Below are 15,718 nucleotides of genomic sequence, written 5' to 3' on the forward strand. Positions count from 1 at the left end.
TTTAACTGATTATTATTTACCAAACTTCATTTTTAACTGTTCAAGCATATCGTTATTGATAGGCTGCGCAGGTTTCTCAGGAGCCTTAGGCTTATTGTAGTGTGCTTTGTTTGCCGGAGATGGATTTTGAGGTCTTGGCGCTCTGTTCTCATTCTTTTTAGCATTAAACTTAGCCCACTCTTCATCCAATTTTTTCTTGGTATAAAGCGGGAAATCGCCATTTTTCATCCATGCATAATAGCTGGGTTCAATAGCAAAAACCTGTGCGGTTGTTTTGCCTTTATGCTTTCCGAAATTGAAACATACCTCATTATTCTCGTTATAAACCATACGGCCGGCAAAATCTACAGGTTTGTTGATATTTGTAAAGGTGTGCAATGCGGCTACATCATTAACTACCGGTTTGCTTTTTACGCCTTGCTTATCTTCAAACTCTTTGTCTTTATACATCTCCAGCTGGCCAAGCAGTACTTTGTAGGTCGCAATCACATCAGCCTCTGCTGCGTGTGCATTAACCAAATCGTCGTTACAATAAAACTTATATGCTGCTTTGAGGGTACGTTGCTCCATCTGGTGGAAGATATTCTGAACATCAACAAATTTCCGGTCGTTCATGTCGAAATCTACTTCAGCTCTTAAAAACTCTTCCAGTAGCATTGGGATATCGAATTTATTGGAATTATAGCCTGCCAAATCACTATTGCCTAAAAATTCAGCAATTTCTTTTGCTAAAACTTTAAAAGTTGGCTTATCCGCAACATCTTCATCATAAATACCATGTATTAAAGAAGTTTGTAACGGGATAGGCATTTCAGGGTTAACACGCCATGTTTTAACCAGTTCAGCACCATCAGGCATTGCTTTCAATATTGCAATTTCTACAATCCTGTCGGCACCAACATTAATTCCGGTTGCTTCAAGATCAAAAAAGGCTAAGGGGCGTTTTAAATTTAATTTCATTATTTAAGCTATAAGATTTAGGTATCCGCTTATACGGAGATACCCTTGATTTTTTCTTTAATCAAAAGTGCTAAAAAGGATTGGTTACTTCTGTAAAATCTGTACACATTTTGTAAAATTTAATTGGCAAATTATTTCCTTATGTAAGGGTGTAAATTTAAATTGCGATCGAATTAACCAAGCTCAAATGAGAAAAACTTTCTTAATACTAATCTTATCTATTACCCTATTTACAGCCAAGGCACAAAACTTTAATTTCGGTGCAATAACACTGGAGGATGTTCAGTTTGACAGAAACAAAATAGACAGCAATGCAAATGCGGTTGTGTTAAAAGAATTTGGAACGGCATCCGTTCAAATCAGCGACCGTACCAACAGTACAGAACTCATCTTTGAGTACCATGTAAAAATTAAAATCTTTAACAAGGAAGGTTACAAACAGGCGAACATTATTATTCCAACCTATAAGGACGGCACCCGCGAGGAACTGATCAGTATGGTAAGGGCTTCGACGTTTAACTATGAAAACGGACGGTTTGTTGAGTCGGTTATGGATAAGAAATCTATATTCACGGAGAACAAATCAAAGTATACGGTATTAACCAAATTTACTTTACCAAATATTAAGGATGGTTCGGTAATCGAATATAGTTACCGGCTTGAATCGCCAAATCTTTTTAATTTCAAAACCTGGGAATTTCAAAGCGACATCCCTAAGGTTTACAGTGAATACCTGGCTTATATTCCGGCCATTTATAACTACAATGTTTCGCTTCGCGGATTTAATAAGTTAAGCGACACGAAAAGTGAGGTTGCCAAAGAGTGTATGCGCATTAACGGCACACCGATCGACTGTTCGAAAATCTGGTATATCATGAAAAATATCCCGGCATTTATTGAGGAAGATTACATGACGGCTGCCAGCAACTTTAAATCGGCCATATATTTTGAGCTTTCTGAACAGCAACTACTTAACGGTGGTTCTCAGAAATACACCAAAACCTGGAAAGATATCGATTATGATCTTACCGGAGAGAAAAGTTTAGGCTCCCAGATGAAAAGGAAAGACTTATTTAAAGAGGTGATGCCTTCCATTCTTAAAAATACCAGCGACGACCTTAGCAAAGCGAAAGCCGTTTTTGATTATATCAAGAAACAGATAAAATGGAATAACTATTACGGAAAATATAGTGAAGATAACATAAAGAGGGCTATTGATATGCATTCAGGCAATGTTGCTGATGTAAACCTAAGCCTGATATCGGCCTTATCGGCTGCAAATTTAGATGCCGAAGCGGTGATCCTGTCGACAAGAGATAACGGAACCGTTAACAAGCTTTACCCGGTAATGAGCGATTTCAACTACATTATTGCTAAAGTTAACATAAACGGCACCAGTTATTTGCTTGATGCTACTGAACCATTAGCACCGTTTGGCTTATTGCCCCTTCGTTGTATAAATGATCAGGGCCGTGTAATTAACCTGAAAAAACCATCGTACTGGATTGATCTGGTTGCTGGGCAAAAAACATCTACAAGCTATATTATGGAGGGAAAATTAGCTGATGATGGAAAAATAAAGGGTACAATTACTACCCATAACACGGGTTATGCTGCTTTGAATAAGCGTAAAGAGATAAAAAAATATAATTCGATTGATGAATTTGTTGAGAAGCTTGATGAACGCATGGCAAAAATCCAGATATTAAAACACCAGATAAAGAATGTTGATAGTGTAGAAAATACGCTGACGGAAATTTATGAGGTAGAATTTTCGCCCATTGCCAATGTTGGGAAAGATGATTTATATTTTAATCCCTTTTTTATCAATCCTGTTGCTAAAAACCCGTTCAATTTAAATGAAAGAACTTATCCGGTCGATTTGGGTGCTGCATCTGATGAACGTGTAATTATTAATATTGCTTTACCGGGCAAATACGAAATGACCGAAAAGCCAAAAGACCTCGCCATCGGGCTTCCAAATAATGGAGGAAGATATCTTCTTAAAATGCTTACAGAAGACGGCAGCTTATCTTTCAGTCAGATTATTCAATTTAATAAAGCCATTTACCATCCTGAAGAATATCCTTATCTAAAGGAATTTTACAGTAAAATCCTCCAGAACCAGAAGGCTGATGTGTTATTAAAAAAGGTTAAGTAATGAGACTGACAACACTTCTTTTTTGCCTGTTTATTTCTTTAAATGGTTTTTCGCAGGATAATTATGATGCAGAAAACATCCCTTCAGCATTAAAAAACAGGGCAAATGCCGTTATTCGCAATGAAGAAACTTTAATAGACATGCGCTCGCCTGACAATGTGTTGTTGAGTGTTAAAAAAGTAATTACCGTATTAAACAAAAATGGCGAAGATAATGCCCGCCTGGTTTTATTTTACGATAAAAATACTGCGATAAAAGCCATCAAGGGTGAGGTATTGAATGCTGCAGGAATAGCTACTAAAAAGTTTTCGCAAAACAATTTTACCGACGAAAGTGCTGCCGATGGCTTTTCACTGTTTGTTGACAGCAGGGTTAAGCATTATTTACCTGCTGAAAATATATATCCTTACACCATAGTTTACAATTACGAAATCCGTTACAGGCAGAACCTGATTATCCCGGATTGGATTCCACAGGAGGCGGATGATATTTCCGTTGAAAAAAGCAGCTATACTTTCATCAGTAAACCAAGGGATCAACTGCGCATCAAAACACAGGCTATCCAAGATCGACCAGAAGAATCGGTAAACGATAAACAAAAAATAATGGTCTGGCGGGTTAATAACATGCCCGCTGTAAAAACCGAGCCCTACAGTCCTTACCGGGAAACCTATCAGACTGCTGTAAAAATAGCGGCAAAAGACTTTACTTATTATAACCATAACGGCAGTTACACAAACTGGCAGGAACTTGGCAAATGGGTAAACGATGATTTGTTACAATCGAGGAGAGCGTTATCGCCGGCAACCATACAAACCATTAAAGATTTGGTTAAAGACGAAAAAACGGACAAAGATAAGGCACGGAAGATTTACGACTACATGCAAAAGAAGACACGTTATATCAGTGTTCAGATTGGTATAGGGGGCTTCCAGCCCGTAACTGCTGCTGAGGTAGACCGATTGGGATATGGCGATTGTAAGGCCCTGGTTAACTATACACAAAGCCTGCTTGATATTGCCGGTATAGAATCGTACTACTGCGTGGTTGAAGCCGGCAACAAGAAGGTTAATTTCGATCCGGATTACGCCAGTATGGTTCAAGGCAATCATATTATTTTATGTATGCCCCTAAAGGGCGACACAACCTGGCTAGAGTGTACAAGTCAGAAAATCCCATTCGGTTTTTTAAGCACCTTTACTGATGACCGCACTGTTCTTGCCTGTACCAAAGATGGAGGTAAACTGTTAAAAACACCAAAGCTAAGCACCAATAACAATCTACAGGTCAGGACTGCTGAATTAAAAATCCTAGCCAGCGGAGACGTTTCAGGCAACGTAAAAACAATCTTTTCTGGTGCACAGTACGATAATAATGAAGAAATTATTGATAAACCATTTACCGAACAGAAGAAACTTTTAGCGGAGATATATAATATTGATAATATCAGCTTTAATGCGGTAAACTACAAGCAGCATAAGGATAATAATCCACAGATAATAGAAAATATAACGCTTAATTTACCACACTATGCTACCTTAAATAACAACAAGTTGTTTTTAAAAGTAAATGCTTTCAATATAAAAAATACTATATCCGAATCGCGAAACCGTATAAAACCAGTTTATATAAACAGGGGTTTTACGGACGAGGATACAATTATTTACAGCCTGCCTGAGGAAATGCTCACAAACCTATTGCCGGGTAGTGATAAAAGCTTAAAATCAGCATTTGGAGAATACACAACCAAGACAATACTGGAAGGGAAAAAACTGACCTATCAAAGAAAACTGATTTTAAATGAGGGTACTTTTCCGGCAGAAAGTTATGCCGACTTCTTTAAATTCATTACAGATGTAAATACGGCAGATAATTTGAAACTGATACTCAGCTTAAAAAAATAATCCCCAACCCTATTCCTATAACCATAAGCAAGTATATCAGGATTTCTGTTGAGGCAAATCTTTTATATTTTGTCCAGAAGGAATAATCTTTGTCCTGATCAGGCATTGGTACGTTACGTGTTTAATGGCCAAAAATAGTGATTTCCCGTAACTAATTCTCTTCCTAGGCATAAAATAGAGGCAGCTTCTAAAGTCATAGCAGTGTAAAACCGCATCAGGCAAAAACAATTGTATCATGTCTGTTACAATAAATCTCATCAATGTGCGTATAAGTAGTTCATAAACAAACACAAGCACGCCTGAATGAGTAGAAAAATGATGGGCATAGCTGCGTTTCTTTTATTAGGAATCAGCGTTGTCGGAACGAGTTGGAAAGCGGTGGAGCAACCACAAAAAGTACAAACAAAAACAACCAGACAAATTAAAGGTTTATCGCAGGATAGTCTTTACAACAATTACATTGTTAATATATACCATGCTGCGCATTTAGATTCTGCAGGTTTGGCGATTAATGTTTTTGAGAAAGCACTAACCGGATATTACAATATTAAGTCGCATGGTTTGTTGCATACAAAATCTATCCTTACCATTGCCGATTTCGACCAGGAAAGCTGTAAAAAGAGGCTTTACATCATCGATTTAGCCAAAAAAGAATTGCTTTTGAATACCTGGGTTGCCCACGGGCAAAACAGCGGCGGTGATAAACCCGACTACTTTTCGAACGCCAGGAATTCGAACAGCAGCAGTTTAGGTTTTTACCTTACCGGCGAAATTTACTTTGGTAAACATGGTCGCTCTTTAAAGCTCGATGGCATGGATTATGGTTTCAATAACAATGCCCGAGAACGTTCAATTGTTGTGCATGGTGCAGACTATGTTTGTCAGGCAAGTATTGATCAGTTAGGCAGACTGGGCAGAAGCCAGGGTTGCCCGGCAGTAGCCACAAAACTGGCAAACCAGGTAATCAATACCATTTCTGATAAAACAGTGTTATTTATCAATAGCTCAACACAAGCCTATAATTCGAGTTATTTAAATGAAACACTAGCTGCAAGCGTGGCGTTAAACCAACAAGATGTATTGGCTTCGAACATGGATTAATCTTTCAAGTTCTTATTGCTGATTTTCCCGGGCAGAAATAAAGAGATAACTGACTTAAAGTGCGATAGAAAATCCCAAACCCAACGGTTAGTATCTAGTTTTCTTTCACCACAATCAATTATTTCTGCCCTTTCAATTCCTTTTTGCAGCAGGTTTTGTATCCATTTTATTTTCAGTTTTCTTTTCAGTAGTAAGCCAAGGTAATCGCTGTAAACATGTGCCCATATTTCTATCATCAAAGAATTAACGGTAATTTTTAGGGGTTTGCCAAATTCTTTCTGATAATCTGATTTGATAAGAAGGACTAAGGCTAGCGTTCTTGCCTTTACATTTCCATCGAGATAATACCACAAGCCTTTATCGCTGTAAACACGAATTAACCCCTCATTGAGGCAAACTTTTATTTCGCAGTTTTTTAATTCGTAAGTCTTATCCATCGGCATATTTATTTTATGTTAGACAGATAACACCACAAATTGTTATAATTTTTTAAAGATACTTTAGGTTCAATTCTGATATCGGCTAAATTCTGATACAAACGTTTTCTTATAAATACTGGTAAATCAGCACGTTCCACTTAAGGCTTTTTCGCAGCTCTATTGTGAGTAAAATTTTAGTCCTTGCCTGAGAAATTTTAATCATCTTTGAAGTTTAAAAAACCAAACCGGTTAATGAAGATTGTAATTGCAGAGAAGCCATCTGTTGGTCGTGAACTTGCCAAAGTTTTCGGTGCAACCACCAGAAAAGACGGATATATCGAAGGAAAGGGTTATTCTTTTACCTGGGCATTCGGGCATCTGTTACAATTGGCACCGCCGCAGGATTACGGTTATATTGGCTGGAGGAAACAGCATTTACCAATGCTTCCTGCAAAGTTTAAACTTGCTGTTAGAAAGATAAAAACCAAAGATGGTTTTGTTGAAGACCCCGCAGTACGAAAGCAGCTGGATACCATTAAGAAACTATTCGATGACGCTACGGAGATTATTGTGGCTACCGATGCCGGGCGTGAAGGCGAACTTATTTTCAGGTATATTTACTATTACCTGAAATGTAAAAAACCGTTTAAAAGGCTTTGGATTTCTTCTCAAACAGATGAGGCAATTAAAGATGGTTTCAGAAATTTAAAACCCGGTACCGATTACGATACGCTTTTTAATTCGGCGCATTGCCGTTCCGAGTCGGATTGGTTGGTGGGCATGAATGCCACTCAGGCGCTTAGCATATCGGCAGGCAACCGTACGGTACTTTCTCTGGGGCGCGTACAGACACCTACCCTAGCGATGATTTGCGCCCGTTTCCTGGAAATTAAAAACTTTGTACCACAGATTTATTTTCAGATCAGCATTTTGCTTACAAAGGATGAGCAGACCTTTAAAGCTGTATCGGTAAATAATTATAAAAACAAGGAGGAAGCGGAAACTATTTTCAAGCTTGTTGAAGATGTACCTTCAGGCTTTACCAATGGAGGAAATATCGTTGCCGTTGAAGCAAAGCCCAGAAAAGAGCCGCCACCATTATTGCACGATTTAAGCTCGCTGCAGCAGGAAGCCAACAAGAAAAAAGGCTACACTGCAGATCAGACATTAAATATCCTTCAAAATCTTTACGAAAGTAAGCTGGTATCTTATCCCCGTACCGGAAGCCGGTATATAGGTGATGACGTTTTTGCAGGTGTACCTGCATTAATTGAAAAATTTACCAATCACCCTGATTTTGGCAAACAGGCACAGTTTTTACAAACCATAAGCCTGAACAAAAGAAGTGTTAATGCTAAAAAAGTAACCGACCACCATGCCGTTTTACCTACCGGCGAAGAAGCCTATGGTTTAAGCCCAGATAAGCAAGCTGTTTATGATATGGTTGTTGGCCGTATGCTGGAAGCCTTTCATCAGGAGTGTTTAAAAGAGATTACCAAAATAACGGTCGAATCGGCAATAACATTCATTGCAAACGGAACTGTTATTCGTTCTGCAGGTTGGCGCTCAGTTTTTAACGAAACGGAAGACGATAAAAAAGATGAGGATAATGCGGCCTTACCGAAAGTTGCCGTTGGGGAACAGCTCCCGATTATTGAAAAAAACTTACTGGAAAAGCAAACCAAGCCTAAATCGATGTACAATGAAGCTTCGTTGTTAAAGGCACTGGAAACCTCCGGCAAAGAAATAGAAGATGAAGAATTGCGCTATGCCATGAAAGATAGTGGTTTGGGCACACCTGCAACAAGGGCATCCATCATAGAAACACTGATTACCCGTGAATACATCAGCCGTGAAAAACGAAACCTGGTACCAACCAATAAAGGCCTGGCCGTTTACGAAGTAGTGAAAGATAAACAGATAGCACAGGCAGAATTAACAGGACAATGGGAAAAACGTTTGGAGGAAATAAGAACCGGTGCTTCGGTGAAGGATTTTAAAGCTGAAATAACGGAGTATACCAAAACAATTACCAATGAGTTATTGGTGGCGGGGGCAAGCATATCAGCTAAACTAACTGAAGAAAAGCCAGTTCAGGTTAGTTAAAGTGAATATCCAACAAAGCTTTAGCGTTAATACCGATTTGTTCATCTTTCTGAATAAAACCAACTGCACCGGCATCGAGGTAACTCTGCTCGAATGTTTTCTTGTCGTTACCGCTAAACATAATCACTTTTAAATCGGGGTATTGGGCTTTGATCGCCACAACAGTTTCCGGGCTACTATCGCCATTTGGCATATTTATATCCAGAACAAGCAGATCAAACTTATTCGTTTTGAGTTTACTATAAGTATCTTCCAAATCAGTTGCCTGTTCTACCTGAGGGTTTATCAGGTATTTGATAAAAAAGCCCCTCATCACTAACCGCATCATCTCACTATCATCGGCAATTAAAATTTTAAGATCTTCCTTCATGAAAAGATTAGCATGTGAGCGTTTAGTTTTTTAGGCAATCATCCATAACATTACAAATTCACTGAACTCAATGGCAATAAAACCAAACAATTTAAATTTTACTGCTTAGAATCATGGAATGATTAACCAAAAATAACAAAATTATCGAATTAGGTTAAAAAATTTAGAGCAAATATCTCTAAACGTTTATAAACTCCCATGCGCTGTGGTGTGAATTTAGCTTTTCTGCGTATTTCATGAATTCATTGTAAAAAACATCTTTCGACATTGTTACACCATCGCCAATTACAACGAGTTTCTTTTTTGCTCTGGTCATGGCAACATTCATTCTTCTGGTATCTGATAGAAAGCCAATATTTCCATCGCTATTACTACGGGTTAAGCTAATATAAATGATATCCCGTTCCTGTCCCTGAAAACTATCAATAGTATTGATTGAGATTTTATCTGCGTAAAGCATTAATTCGGGATCAGACAGCATTAATTCTTTAAGTAAATAAACCTGCTGCTTATATGGGGAAATGACACCAATTGAAGGAAATGGCGAAACATTATTGTCTGTCAGGCTTTTAATCAAACTATGCAGGTGATTTAAAAGAAAAGTTGCTTCTTCGGGATTTATTGTACTGGTTCCGTCTGCCTTTTCATCAAATCCGCAGCCAGCTGTATCGATAAACATTAGCGGTTTATCGTTTTCAAACAGTAAATGATTTTCGACGGTAGCATTAGCCTTTAGTTTAGCCTGATAGAATACCTGCGATGAATAGCCCATAATTTCTTTATGCATGCGATATTGCTCATTGAGCAATACAACATTGTCCGGATGGAGTGTAGCCGTTTTTTCGAGGAGCGTGGTGCTTAATCCATTTTTAGCAGCCTCGTTTGATTTTATAGTCGGCGAAAGCTGAAAATGATCGCCAGCTAAAACTATTTTTTCTGCTTTCAATAAAGGAATCCAGCAGGCTGGCTCGAGTGCCTGGCCAGCCTCATCAACCACAACGGTACCATATGTTAAGCCTTTTACTGTGTAATGGTTTGAACCTACAAGCGTTGCAGTGATAATCTGTGCATTGGCAAAAAGATTATCCATAATGTATTTCTCAGCATTTTCTATTTCCCTGCCAATTTTATGCGCTTCATCAAAAAGAGCCTTTCGCTGATCCCGTTCTGCCTTTCCAAAATTACGCTTGTATTTATGCGCCATGTTTTTGTACTCATTGGCTTGTTTTTTTAAAGCTTTTATTGATTTCATTTCCGGGTGTCCGGCCATTTTAAAATCGAGCGTAGCATGTAACAAGCTTTCAGAAACCCTTGCCGGATTACCAACACGGAGCACGTTTAAGCCCTCTTCAGATAACTTTTCGGTTAATAAATCGACAGCCGTATTGCTTGGTGCAACAACCAATATTTTTTGATTGTTCTGTTTGCTCAAGGCCTTTATAGCCTGCACTAATGTTGTTGTTTTGCCGGTTCCCGGCGGGCCATGAACAATAGCCAGTTCATTAGCCGAAAGAATTTTGTTCACAGCTTCCAGCTGAATATCATTTAGTTTATCAGTGGTAAACCTTTCAAAATCGGGATTAAAATCTGCAGTTTCGCCATTTGTTAATATCCGGATAAGCTTGTTTTTAGCACTGTCTTCAGAAAGCAGCATTGCCTGTTTTAAAGCTTGCTGCATTTCATCGTAACTATTGTTATCGAAAAGCAGATCCACACCAAGCTTTCCGTCCCTTGTCCAATCGGGTAGTTCATCCAACCGCAAACTAATCTTCATTTTGTCGCGATTCAGGTGCGTTATTGTTCCTTCTATCCTATCGGTTTTAGGATCGTGATTGGAAAAAAGCATTACGGCGGAACCAAACCGAAACTGCTGCGACAAGTCCTGATGCGTAGTTCTTTCAATTTCAACCGTGAGGTAATCTCCCCGTCCCATTTCCGTATTACGTATGGCAACAGGGTACCAGGTTAAGCCCAGGCTCCTCCTATCTGCAGCGTCAGTATTTTTCGTTAGTTTTAGGAAAGCAGCATGATCTTCTTTTCGCTCAATATTGAGTAGTTCCTGAAGTTTTTTGAAGTAATCTTTTGACAAGAAAAAATAATGATAAGTGAAATAATCAATTACAAAACCAATTGATGGTGTAATTTTAGTAAAGTTTCTTCGGCATTTACACACAAGCCAGGGTGAACCTTTGAGCATTGCACTACGGTACTCCTGGTTGCTGTTAACCAGCGGAAACGGGCAGCCATATCATATTGACCAATTGGCCCGGAACCTTTTGCTCCTGCGCTAATACGTTCAAAAGCTTCAAGGTTTTCTACAATCTCTTGTATATCCAATGCAGGTGCAAAAGTTTTTATTTTATTTTCGTCAATGGTAAAGACGCTCTGTAAAAATTTTTGCTTAGCACAGTAGAGTATTATGCCAACATTCAGAAACTCTTCGCGTTCTACCCTTGGCATAACACGAATTACAGCATACTCAAATAAGTGTTTCTCTTGCATGCTGTGCTTGTTTTAAAAATATTTCTGAGTTTTCGAATCTGATTTGCAGAAACCTGGCATAAGCCAAACGGTGCTGTTCTTTGGTTTCAAAAACAGTTTCTCCTTCTAACCAAACATCAGGGATCAAGGAAACGATAGAAAGAAAGTGTTCGGGTTTTAATATGGCACGGAATTCTTCATCAACAGTTGCTAATTCGGTTGCCCATGGTAATAAAACATGGTCTTTAATTAAAGCAAATGGGCGTTTTGCCTGCTCTTCCCAATCTTGCCATGAATGGTGAAAATATAATGATGCACCATGATCGATAAGCCATAGTTCTTTATGCCACAACAGCATGTTTGTATTGCGGCAGGTTCTATCCATATTAGTTAGCAGGCTATCTAACCAGACAATTTGCGATGCAAGTTTAGCATCAACCGTGGTAACTGTGGGATCGAAGGTTATGGAACCCGACAAATAATGAAGGGCTAGATTTAGGCCCACACTGGCTTTCAATAAATCCTGAATTTCTTCATCGGGCTCAGTACGCCCAAAAGCTTCATCAAGGTTTGCAAATACCAGTTCGGGCACCCGAAAACCTAAAAGCCGTGCAATTTCGCCGCCAATTAATTCAGCAATAAGTGCCCTGGGGCCTTGTCCTGCACCACGGAATTTTAAAACATATAAAAAACCGTCATCAGCCTCGGCTATTGCAGGCATTGAACCTCCCTCTCTTAAAGGTGTAACATATCGGGTTACATTTACGGTTCGCAGTTGGATATCATTCATAAATTACAGGCACAAATTTAGCAGAAATATGCTAAATAATCTGCTATGAATAAATCCTCGATTTAAGCTAAAAGTTAGTTGACGTAATTATGAAGAAAACTCATACCTGCCGGTGTAATTGATGATGACCACTGAACAGCTTCGCGGTTTATCTTAATATAACCAAGATTTTCAAGTTCCTCATATTGATCATCCATACCTCCAAGTATTGATGAACTCACCTGCTGGTCTATGATTTCCAACAAGGATTTAATTTCTGCACGTTCCATTTTATTTATTTTACTGGAAAACAATTGGCAAGCGATAAAGTTTTAAGCGTTAATAATAAACCACTTAACAAAACCATTATGGTACTTATCGGTTGTAACAATACTTCATTTATAATTACATATGCCGATTTATTACTTATTTATACTGGCCATTCCCGTAGCTTGCGTGGCGTGGACCTTCACCAAGGAAGAAATTTTCAGGGAAGCGCGTGAGTTCTGCGTTGGGAAATCGCAAAACTGTAATCACCTGTTTAAACGCAAGTTTTTCTATGTTTTTACCTGTGAATACTGCTTTAGCCATTATGTAACCATTATTCTATTATTGATAACAAAATATACATTACTATATGCCGATTGGCGGGGCTATCTGATTGCAGGTTTTTCCATTATATGGATCGCAAATGTTTACATGAGTTTATATAACCTGATCAGGATTGATTTAAAGAAAGAAAAAATAAAGGTAGCAAAGGAAGAATCTGAATTAAAACAGGAATAATGAGTTCCTTTTTTATAGAGAACGGACAAATTTAAAAGATGCCTGCAGCATAGCTGAAGGGCCAAAAATCAAAAAAAAGTAAAGAATTTGTTAAAAAGTTTAGTTTTATCAGAACTAAACCTATATTTGCCCTTGAGAGCGTTAATTTAGATGCGGGTATACGACGAAAGTTGTATGCCCGTTTTTTGTTTCAGGCAACTTTTATCGCTTCTATAACCCTTTCAAGGCATATTTTTAGCCATTGCGTATAAACACCTGGGTTTTGCTGTATATCATTCCTCAAGGTTTCCAAATTCATGTATTTATAAGATTCTACCTCAAGTGGGTTTATTACCGGAAGCTCATCAGAAATTCCGAAAAAAACGTGATCCAGTTCATGTTCAATTAAACCATCAGCAAATTCAGCTTTATAGGTAAAATTAAAACCATAGGTAAGGTCACAGCGCATACCCATTTCTTCAGCAAGCCTGCGCTCAGCAGCATCTTCATTACTTTCTCCTGAGCGTTGGTGGCTACAACAGGTATTTGTCCATAAACCACCCGAATGATATTTATTTTTAGCCCTTTGTTGCAATAAGAGTTCGCCAGAAGTGTTAAAAATAAAAACAGAAAATGCCCTGTGGAGCAGCCCCTTTTCATGAGCTTCCAGCTTCTCCATTTCGCCAATGGGCACATCATTTTTATCTACAAGAACTACTTGTTCAATCATTTTATATAAGTCTTCAAGATGGTCAATTACAAAAATAGCGATAATTTTATATCACATTTAATTTATGGCGTATCATAGAGTCGAACATTAAGCCAATTTTACGGTGGTTAGATATTCTGATTCTTTCGTTCATTATTCTTTCAGCCGATAAGCCTTTTATCTTGCTAAAAAGTTTGCGGTAATAAATATAGGAAAGATAAACACCATGTCTTGATGACGCAGGAAGCATCTTTATACCAGATAAGGCTTCTTCAAATTCCTGCTCAATTTCTATCTCAATTGCCTGTTTCTGTTTATCGCAGAATGCTGAAAGATTTATGTTTGGAAAATAAGTTCGGTTTAAAGATTGGCTATCAGCTTTTAAATCCCTAAGAAAATTAACCTTTTGGAAAGCAGAGCCCAATTTCATAGCGAAAGGCTTAAGTCGTTGATATTCTTCTGCATCGCCATTGGTAAATACCTTCAAACACATTAAGCCTACTACTTCTGCCGAACCCAGTATATAGGTATCATATAACTGGCTGGTATATTTGGTTTCACTTAAATCCATCTCCATACTATTTAAGAAAAGATTGATTAGGGTATGATCGATCTGGTATTTATTAACCACACTCTGAAAAGAATTGAGCACTGGATTTAAGCTTATTTTTAAATTAATGGCCTCGAAGGTATCTTCTTTAAATTTTCTCAATAAGTACTCTTTATCATAATCATGAAAACTGTCGACAATTTCATCAGCTAAACGAACGAAACCATAAATAGCGTATATTGGCATACGCAGGTTTTTATTTAAAAAATATATTCCCAACGAAAAGCTTGTACTGTACCTTTTCGTGGTTATTTTACTGCATTCGGCAGATAGTTTATCGAATATATCTTTCATAAGATTTCAGGCTTTTTAATAATCCTTTCAAAGTCTTCCAGTGTATTGAATATGGTAACATTTTCACTCATTGTTAACTGATTTAATAAGTGGGTGTTCCCTGCGATGTTAATTTTAGTGTCGGCACCTATTGCCTGTAAATCATCTAAGTATTTTTGCGCCGTTTTCTTATATCTTATTCCAACCATAAAAAACAATAAGCTGTCGATTTTATTTTCGAGCAGTACTTTTTTTATAGATGTTAACGGAACTCTTGCGCCCAAAAATATCACCTTTTTATTATTAGCCCTCAAAATATAATGAGAAAATAGCAAACCAATATCATGCTCCTCATCTTCAGGCAAAAAGAGTAACCAGGTTTCTTTGGAATTTTCTTTTAAGGGCAATTCATCAATTGCTTTAAATATTTTACGTTTGATTATGTTGGCTAAGTAATGTTCCTGAGCAGGGCAAATATTATCTTTCTGCCACATTAAGCCAAGCCGAACCAGTACCTGGTACATTATATAACGGTAAGCATCCGACATTCCGAACTTATCAATACAAGCAGTTAAAAGCTTATCAAAGGCATATTCATCATAGGCTAATCCAGATTTTATGAGCTGTGTTACAAAATAATCAAACTTAGGTTTTTCCGGAGCTAGGGTAATGTAAGCGTCAAGCATCTTAAGCAAATCGCTATCACTAAGGCTGCATATTTTCGAAATTTTCAGCCCTGACTGATTGAGCATAACGATATTCAAAAGCTTTTTCAGCTGGCTATCATCGTAAAAACGAGTATTACCTTCTGTTCTCATGGGCTTCAAGGCATTGTAGCGTTGCTCCCAGGCCCTTATAGTATGAGATTGAATTCCAGAGAGTTGCTCGAGATCTGATATTGAATAAAGCATTTTGTTTAAAAAAATAGATTTAAATTTAAACAAAAAAGCCTTTAACATGTTTTAATAAAAACAACAAAAAAAGGTTTTAAACAAGGATTTTATTCAATTAGTATTATTTTACTGGGTTTATGAATTACTCTTTTAAAGAATATCCTTTTCGTACAACAGCGTATTCTTTATGAATTAGT

Annotated in this window: 15 protein-coding genes; 5 read left to right on the forward strand and 10 right to left on the reverse strand. The window is 37.8% G+C overall.

Annotated features, from left to right (window positions below):
• Positions 1 to 12: 12 nt before the first annotated feature.
• Positions 13 to 960 carry a 3'-5' exonuclease gene (locus tag R2R71_RS01655; protein ID WP_316829495.1) on the reverse strand — a complete coding sequence of 316 codons (948 nt, stop codon included), beginning with the start codon at positions 958 to 960 and terminating at the stop codon, positions 13 to 15.
• Between the two features lie 187 nt (positions 961 to 1,147).
• Between R2R71_RS01655 and R2R71_RS01660 the strand changes: the two genes are divergently transcribed.
• The 3 genes from R2R71_RS01660 to R2R71_RS01670 all read left to right on the forward strand — a co-directional run bounded on the left by R2R71_RS01660 (position 1,148) and on the right by R2R71_RS01670 (position 6,126).
• Positions 1,148 to 3,121, forward strand: a complete 1,974-nt coding sequence (locus R2R71_RS01660) for a DUF3857 domain-containing protein (protein ID WP_316829496.1) — start codon at positions 1,148 to 1,150, stop codon at positions 3,119 to 3,121.
• A complete protein-coding gene (locus R2R71_RS01665; protein WP_316829497.1) occupies positions 3,121 to 5,025 on the forward strand; it encodes a DUF3857 domain-containing transglutaminase family protein in 1,905 nt (634 codons plus the stop codon). Before R2R71_RS01660 ends, R2R71_RS01665 begins: the two co-directional genes overlap by 1 nt.
• A 303-nt stretch (positions 5,026 to 5,328) precedes the next feature.
• A complete protein-coding gene (locus R2R71_RS01670) occupies positions 5,329 to 6,126 on the forward strand; it encodes a murein L,D-transpeptidase catalytic domain family protein (RefSeq protein WP_316829498.1) in 798 nt (265 codons plus the stop codon).
• Here the strand turns inward: R2R71_RS01670 and R2R71_RS01675 are convergent.
• Entirely contained in the window at positions 6,123 to 6,563 is a 441-nt protein-coding gene (locus R2R71_RS01675) for a hypothetical protein (protein WP_316829499.1), read from the reverse strand. The two genes, R2R71_RS01670 and R2R71_RS01675, sit on opposite strands and share 4 nt — an antisense overlap.
• Before the next feature lie 234 nt (positions 6,564 to 6,797).
• Here R2R71_RS01675 and topB point away from each other — a divergent pair, with 234 nt between their 5' ends.
• Positions 6,798 to 8,651, forward strand: coding sequence for a DNA topoisomerase III (topB, locus tag R2R71_RS01680; protein WP_316829500.1), 1,854 nt, complete (start codon positions 6,798 to 6,800; stop codon positions 8,649 to 8,651).
• Here the strand turns inward: topB and R2R71_RS01685 are convergent.
• The 5 genes from R2R71_RS01685 to R2R71_RS01705 all read right to left on the reverse strand — a co-directional run bounded on the left by R2R71_RS01685 (position 8,644) and on the right by R2R71_RS01705 (position 12,561).
• On the reverse strand, positions 8,644 to 9,021 hold the full coding sequence (locus R2R71_RS01685; RefSeq protein WP_316829501.1) for a response regulator transcription factor: 378 nt from the start codon (positions 9,019 to 9,021) through the stop codon (positions 8,644 to 8,646). The genes topB and R2R71_RS01685 overlap by 8 nt on opposite strands.
• 178 nt (positions 9,022 to 9,199) lie before the next feature.
• Positions 9,200 to 11,110: an AAA domain-containing protein gene (locus R2R71_RS01690; RefSeq protein WP_316829502.1), complete on the reverse strand. Its 1,911-nt coding sequence runs from the start codon at positions 11,108 to 11,110 to the stop codon at positions 9,200 to 9,202.
• 29 nt (positions 11,111 to 11,139) lie between these two features.
• Entirely contained in the window at positions 11,140 to 11,523 is a 384-nt protein-coding gene (locus R2R71_RS01695; protein WP_316829503.1) for a DUF3037 domain-containing protein, read from the reverse strand.
• Positions 11,501 to 12,292 (reverse strand): HipA family kinase, encoded by a 792-nt coding sequence (locus tag R2R71_RS01700; protein ID WP_316829504.1) that lies wholly within the window; start codon positions 12,290 to 12,292, stop codon positions 11,501 to 11,503. The genes R2R71_RS01695 and R2R71_RS01700 overlap by 23 nt, the downstream gene beginning before the upstream one ends.
• Positions 12,293 to 12,366: 74 nt before the next feature.
• Positions 12,367 to 12,561 carry a hypothetical protein gene (locus R2R71_RS01705; RefSeq protein WP_316829505.1) on the reverse strand — a complete coding sequence of 65 codons (195 nt, stop codon included), beginning with the start codon at positions 12,559 to 12,561 and terminating at the stop codon, positions 12,367 to 12,369.
• A 121-nt stretch (positions 12,562 to 12,682) separates the two neighbouring features.
• Between R2R71_RS01705 and R2R71_RS01710 the strand changes: the two genes are divergently transcribed.
• Positions 12,683 to 13,057 carry a hypothetical protein gene (locus R2R71_RS01710; protein WP_316829506.1) on the forward strand — a complete coding sequence of 125 codons (375 nt, stop codon included), beginning with the start codon at positions 12,683 to 12,685 and terminating at the stop codon, positions 13,055 to 13,057.
• Positions 13,058 to 13,247: 190 nt separating this feature from the next.
• Here R2R71_RS01710 and idi read toward each other — a convergent pair whose 3' ends face one another.
• From idi to R2R71_RS01725, 3 genes are read right to left on the reverse strand one after another with little or no spacing between them, the layout of a single operon-like run.
• Complete coding sequence (gene idi, locus R2R71_RS01715) at positions 13,248 to 13,766, reverse strand: isopentenyl-diphosphate Delta-isomerase (protein ID WP_316829507.1); 519 nt, start codon at positions 13,764 to 13,766, stop codon at positions 13,248 to 13,250.
• 46 nt (positions 13,767 to 13,812) lie between these two features.
• Complete coding sequence (locus tag R2R71_RS01720) at positions 13,813 to 14,649, reverse strand: phytoene/squalene synthase family protein (RefSeq protein ID WP_316829508.1); 837 nt, start codon at positions 14,647 to 14,649, stop codon at positions 13,813 to 13,815.
• Entirely contained in the window at positions 14,646 to 15,539 is an 894-nt protein-coding gene (locus R2R71_RS01725) for a MerR family transcriptional regulator (protein WP_316829509.1), read from the reverse strand. Before R2R71_RS01725 ends, R2R71_RS01720 begins: the two co-directional genes overlap by 4 nt.
• Positions 15,540 to 15,718 lie beyond the last annotated feature (179 nt).

The organism is Pedobacter aquatilis (assembly GCF_032678405.1).
Taxonomy (GTDB): domain Bacteria; phylum Bacteroidota; class Bacteroidia; order Sphingobacteriales; family Sphingobacteriaceae; genus Pedobacter; species Pedobacter aquatilis_A.

Bases quoted from the DNA above. Each gene is read 5' to 3' on its own strand.
- R2R71_RS01695 (WP_316829503.1), bottom strand. From the start codon at position 11,523: ATGCAAGAGAAACACTTATTTGAGTATGCTGTAATTCGTGTTATGCCA.
- R2R71_RS01675 (WP_316829499.1), bottom strand. From the start codon at position 6,563: ATGGATAAGACTTACGAATTAAAAAACTGCGAAATAAAAGTTTGCCTC.
- R2R71_RS01710 (WP_316829506.1), top strand. From the start codon at position 12,683: ATGCCGATTTATTACTTATTTATACTGGCCATTCCCGTAGCTTGCGTG.
- R2R71_RS01655 (WP_316829495.1), bottom strand. From the start codon at position 960: ATGAAATTAAATTTAAAACGCCCCTTAGCCTTTTTTGATCTTGAAGCA.
- R2R71_RS01700 (WP_316829504.1), bottom strand. From the start codon at position 12,292: ATGAATGATATCCAACTGCGAACCGTAAATGTAACCCGATATGTTACA.
- R2R71_RS01670 (WP_316829498.1), top strand. From the start codon at position 5,329: ATGAGTAGAAAAATGATGGGCATAGCTGCGTTTCTTTTATTAGGAATC.
- R2R71_RS01725 (WP_316829509.1), bottom strand. From the start codon at position 15,539: ATGCTTTATTCAATATCAGATCTCGAGCAACTCTCTGGAATTCAATCT.
- R2R71_RS01685 (WP_316829501.1), bottom strand. From the start codon at position 9,021: ATGAAGGAAGATCTTAAAATTTTAATTGCCGATGATAGTGAGATGATG.
- R2R71_RS01720 (WP_316829508.1), bottom strand. From the start codon at position 14,649: ATGAAAGATATATTCGATAAACTATCTGCCGAATGCAGTAAAATAACC.
- R2R71_RS01705 (WP_316829505.1), bottom strand. From the start codon at position 12,561: ATGGAACGTGCAGAAATTAAATCCTTGTTGGAAATCATAGACCAGCAG.
- idi (WP_316829507.1), bottom strand. From the start codon at position 13,766: ATGATTGAACAAGTAGTTCTTGTAGATAAAAATGATGTGCCCATTGGC.
- R2R71_RS01660 (WP_316829496.1), top strand. From the start codon at position 1,148: ATGAGAAAAACTTTCTTAATACTAATCTTATCTATTACCCTATTTACA.
- topB (WP_316829500.1), top strand. From the start codon at position 6,798: ATGAAGATTGTAATTGCAGAGAAGCCATCTGTTGGTCGTGAACTTGCC.
- R2R71_RS01665 (WP_316829497.1), top strand. From the start codon at position 3,121: ATGAGACTGACAACACTTCTTTTTTGCCTGTTTATTTCTTTAAATGGT.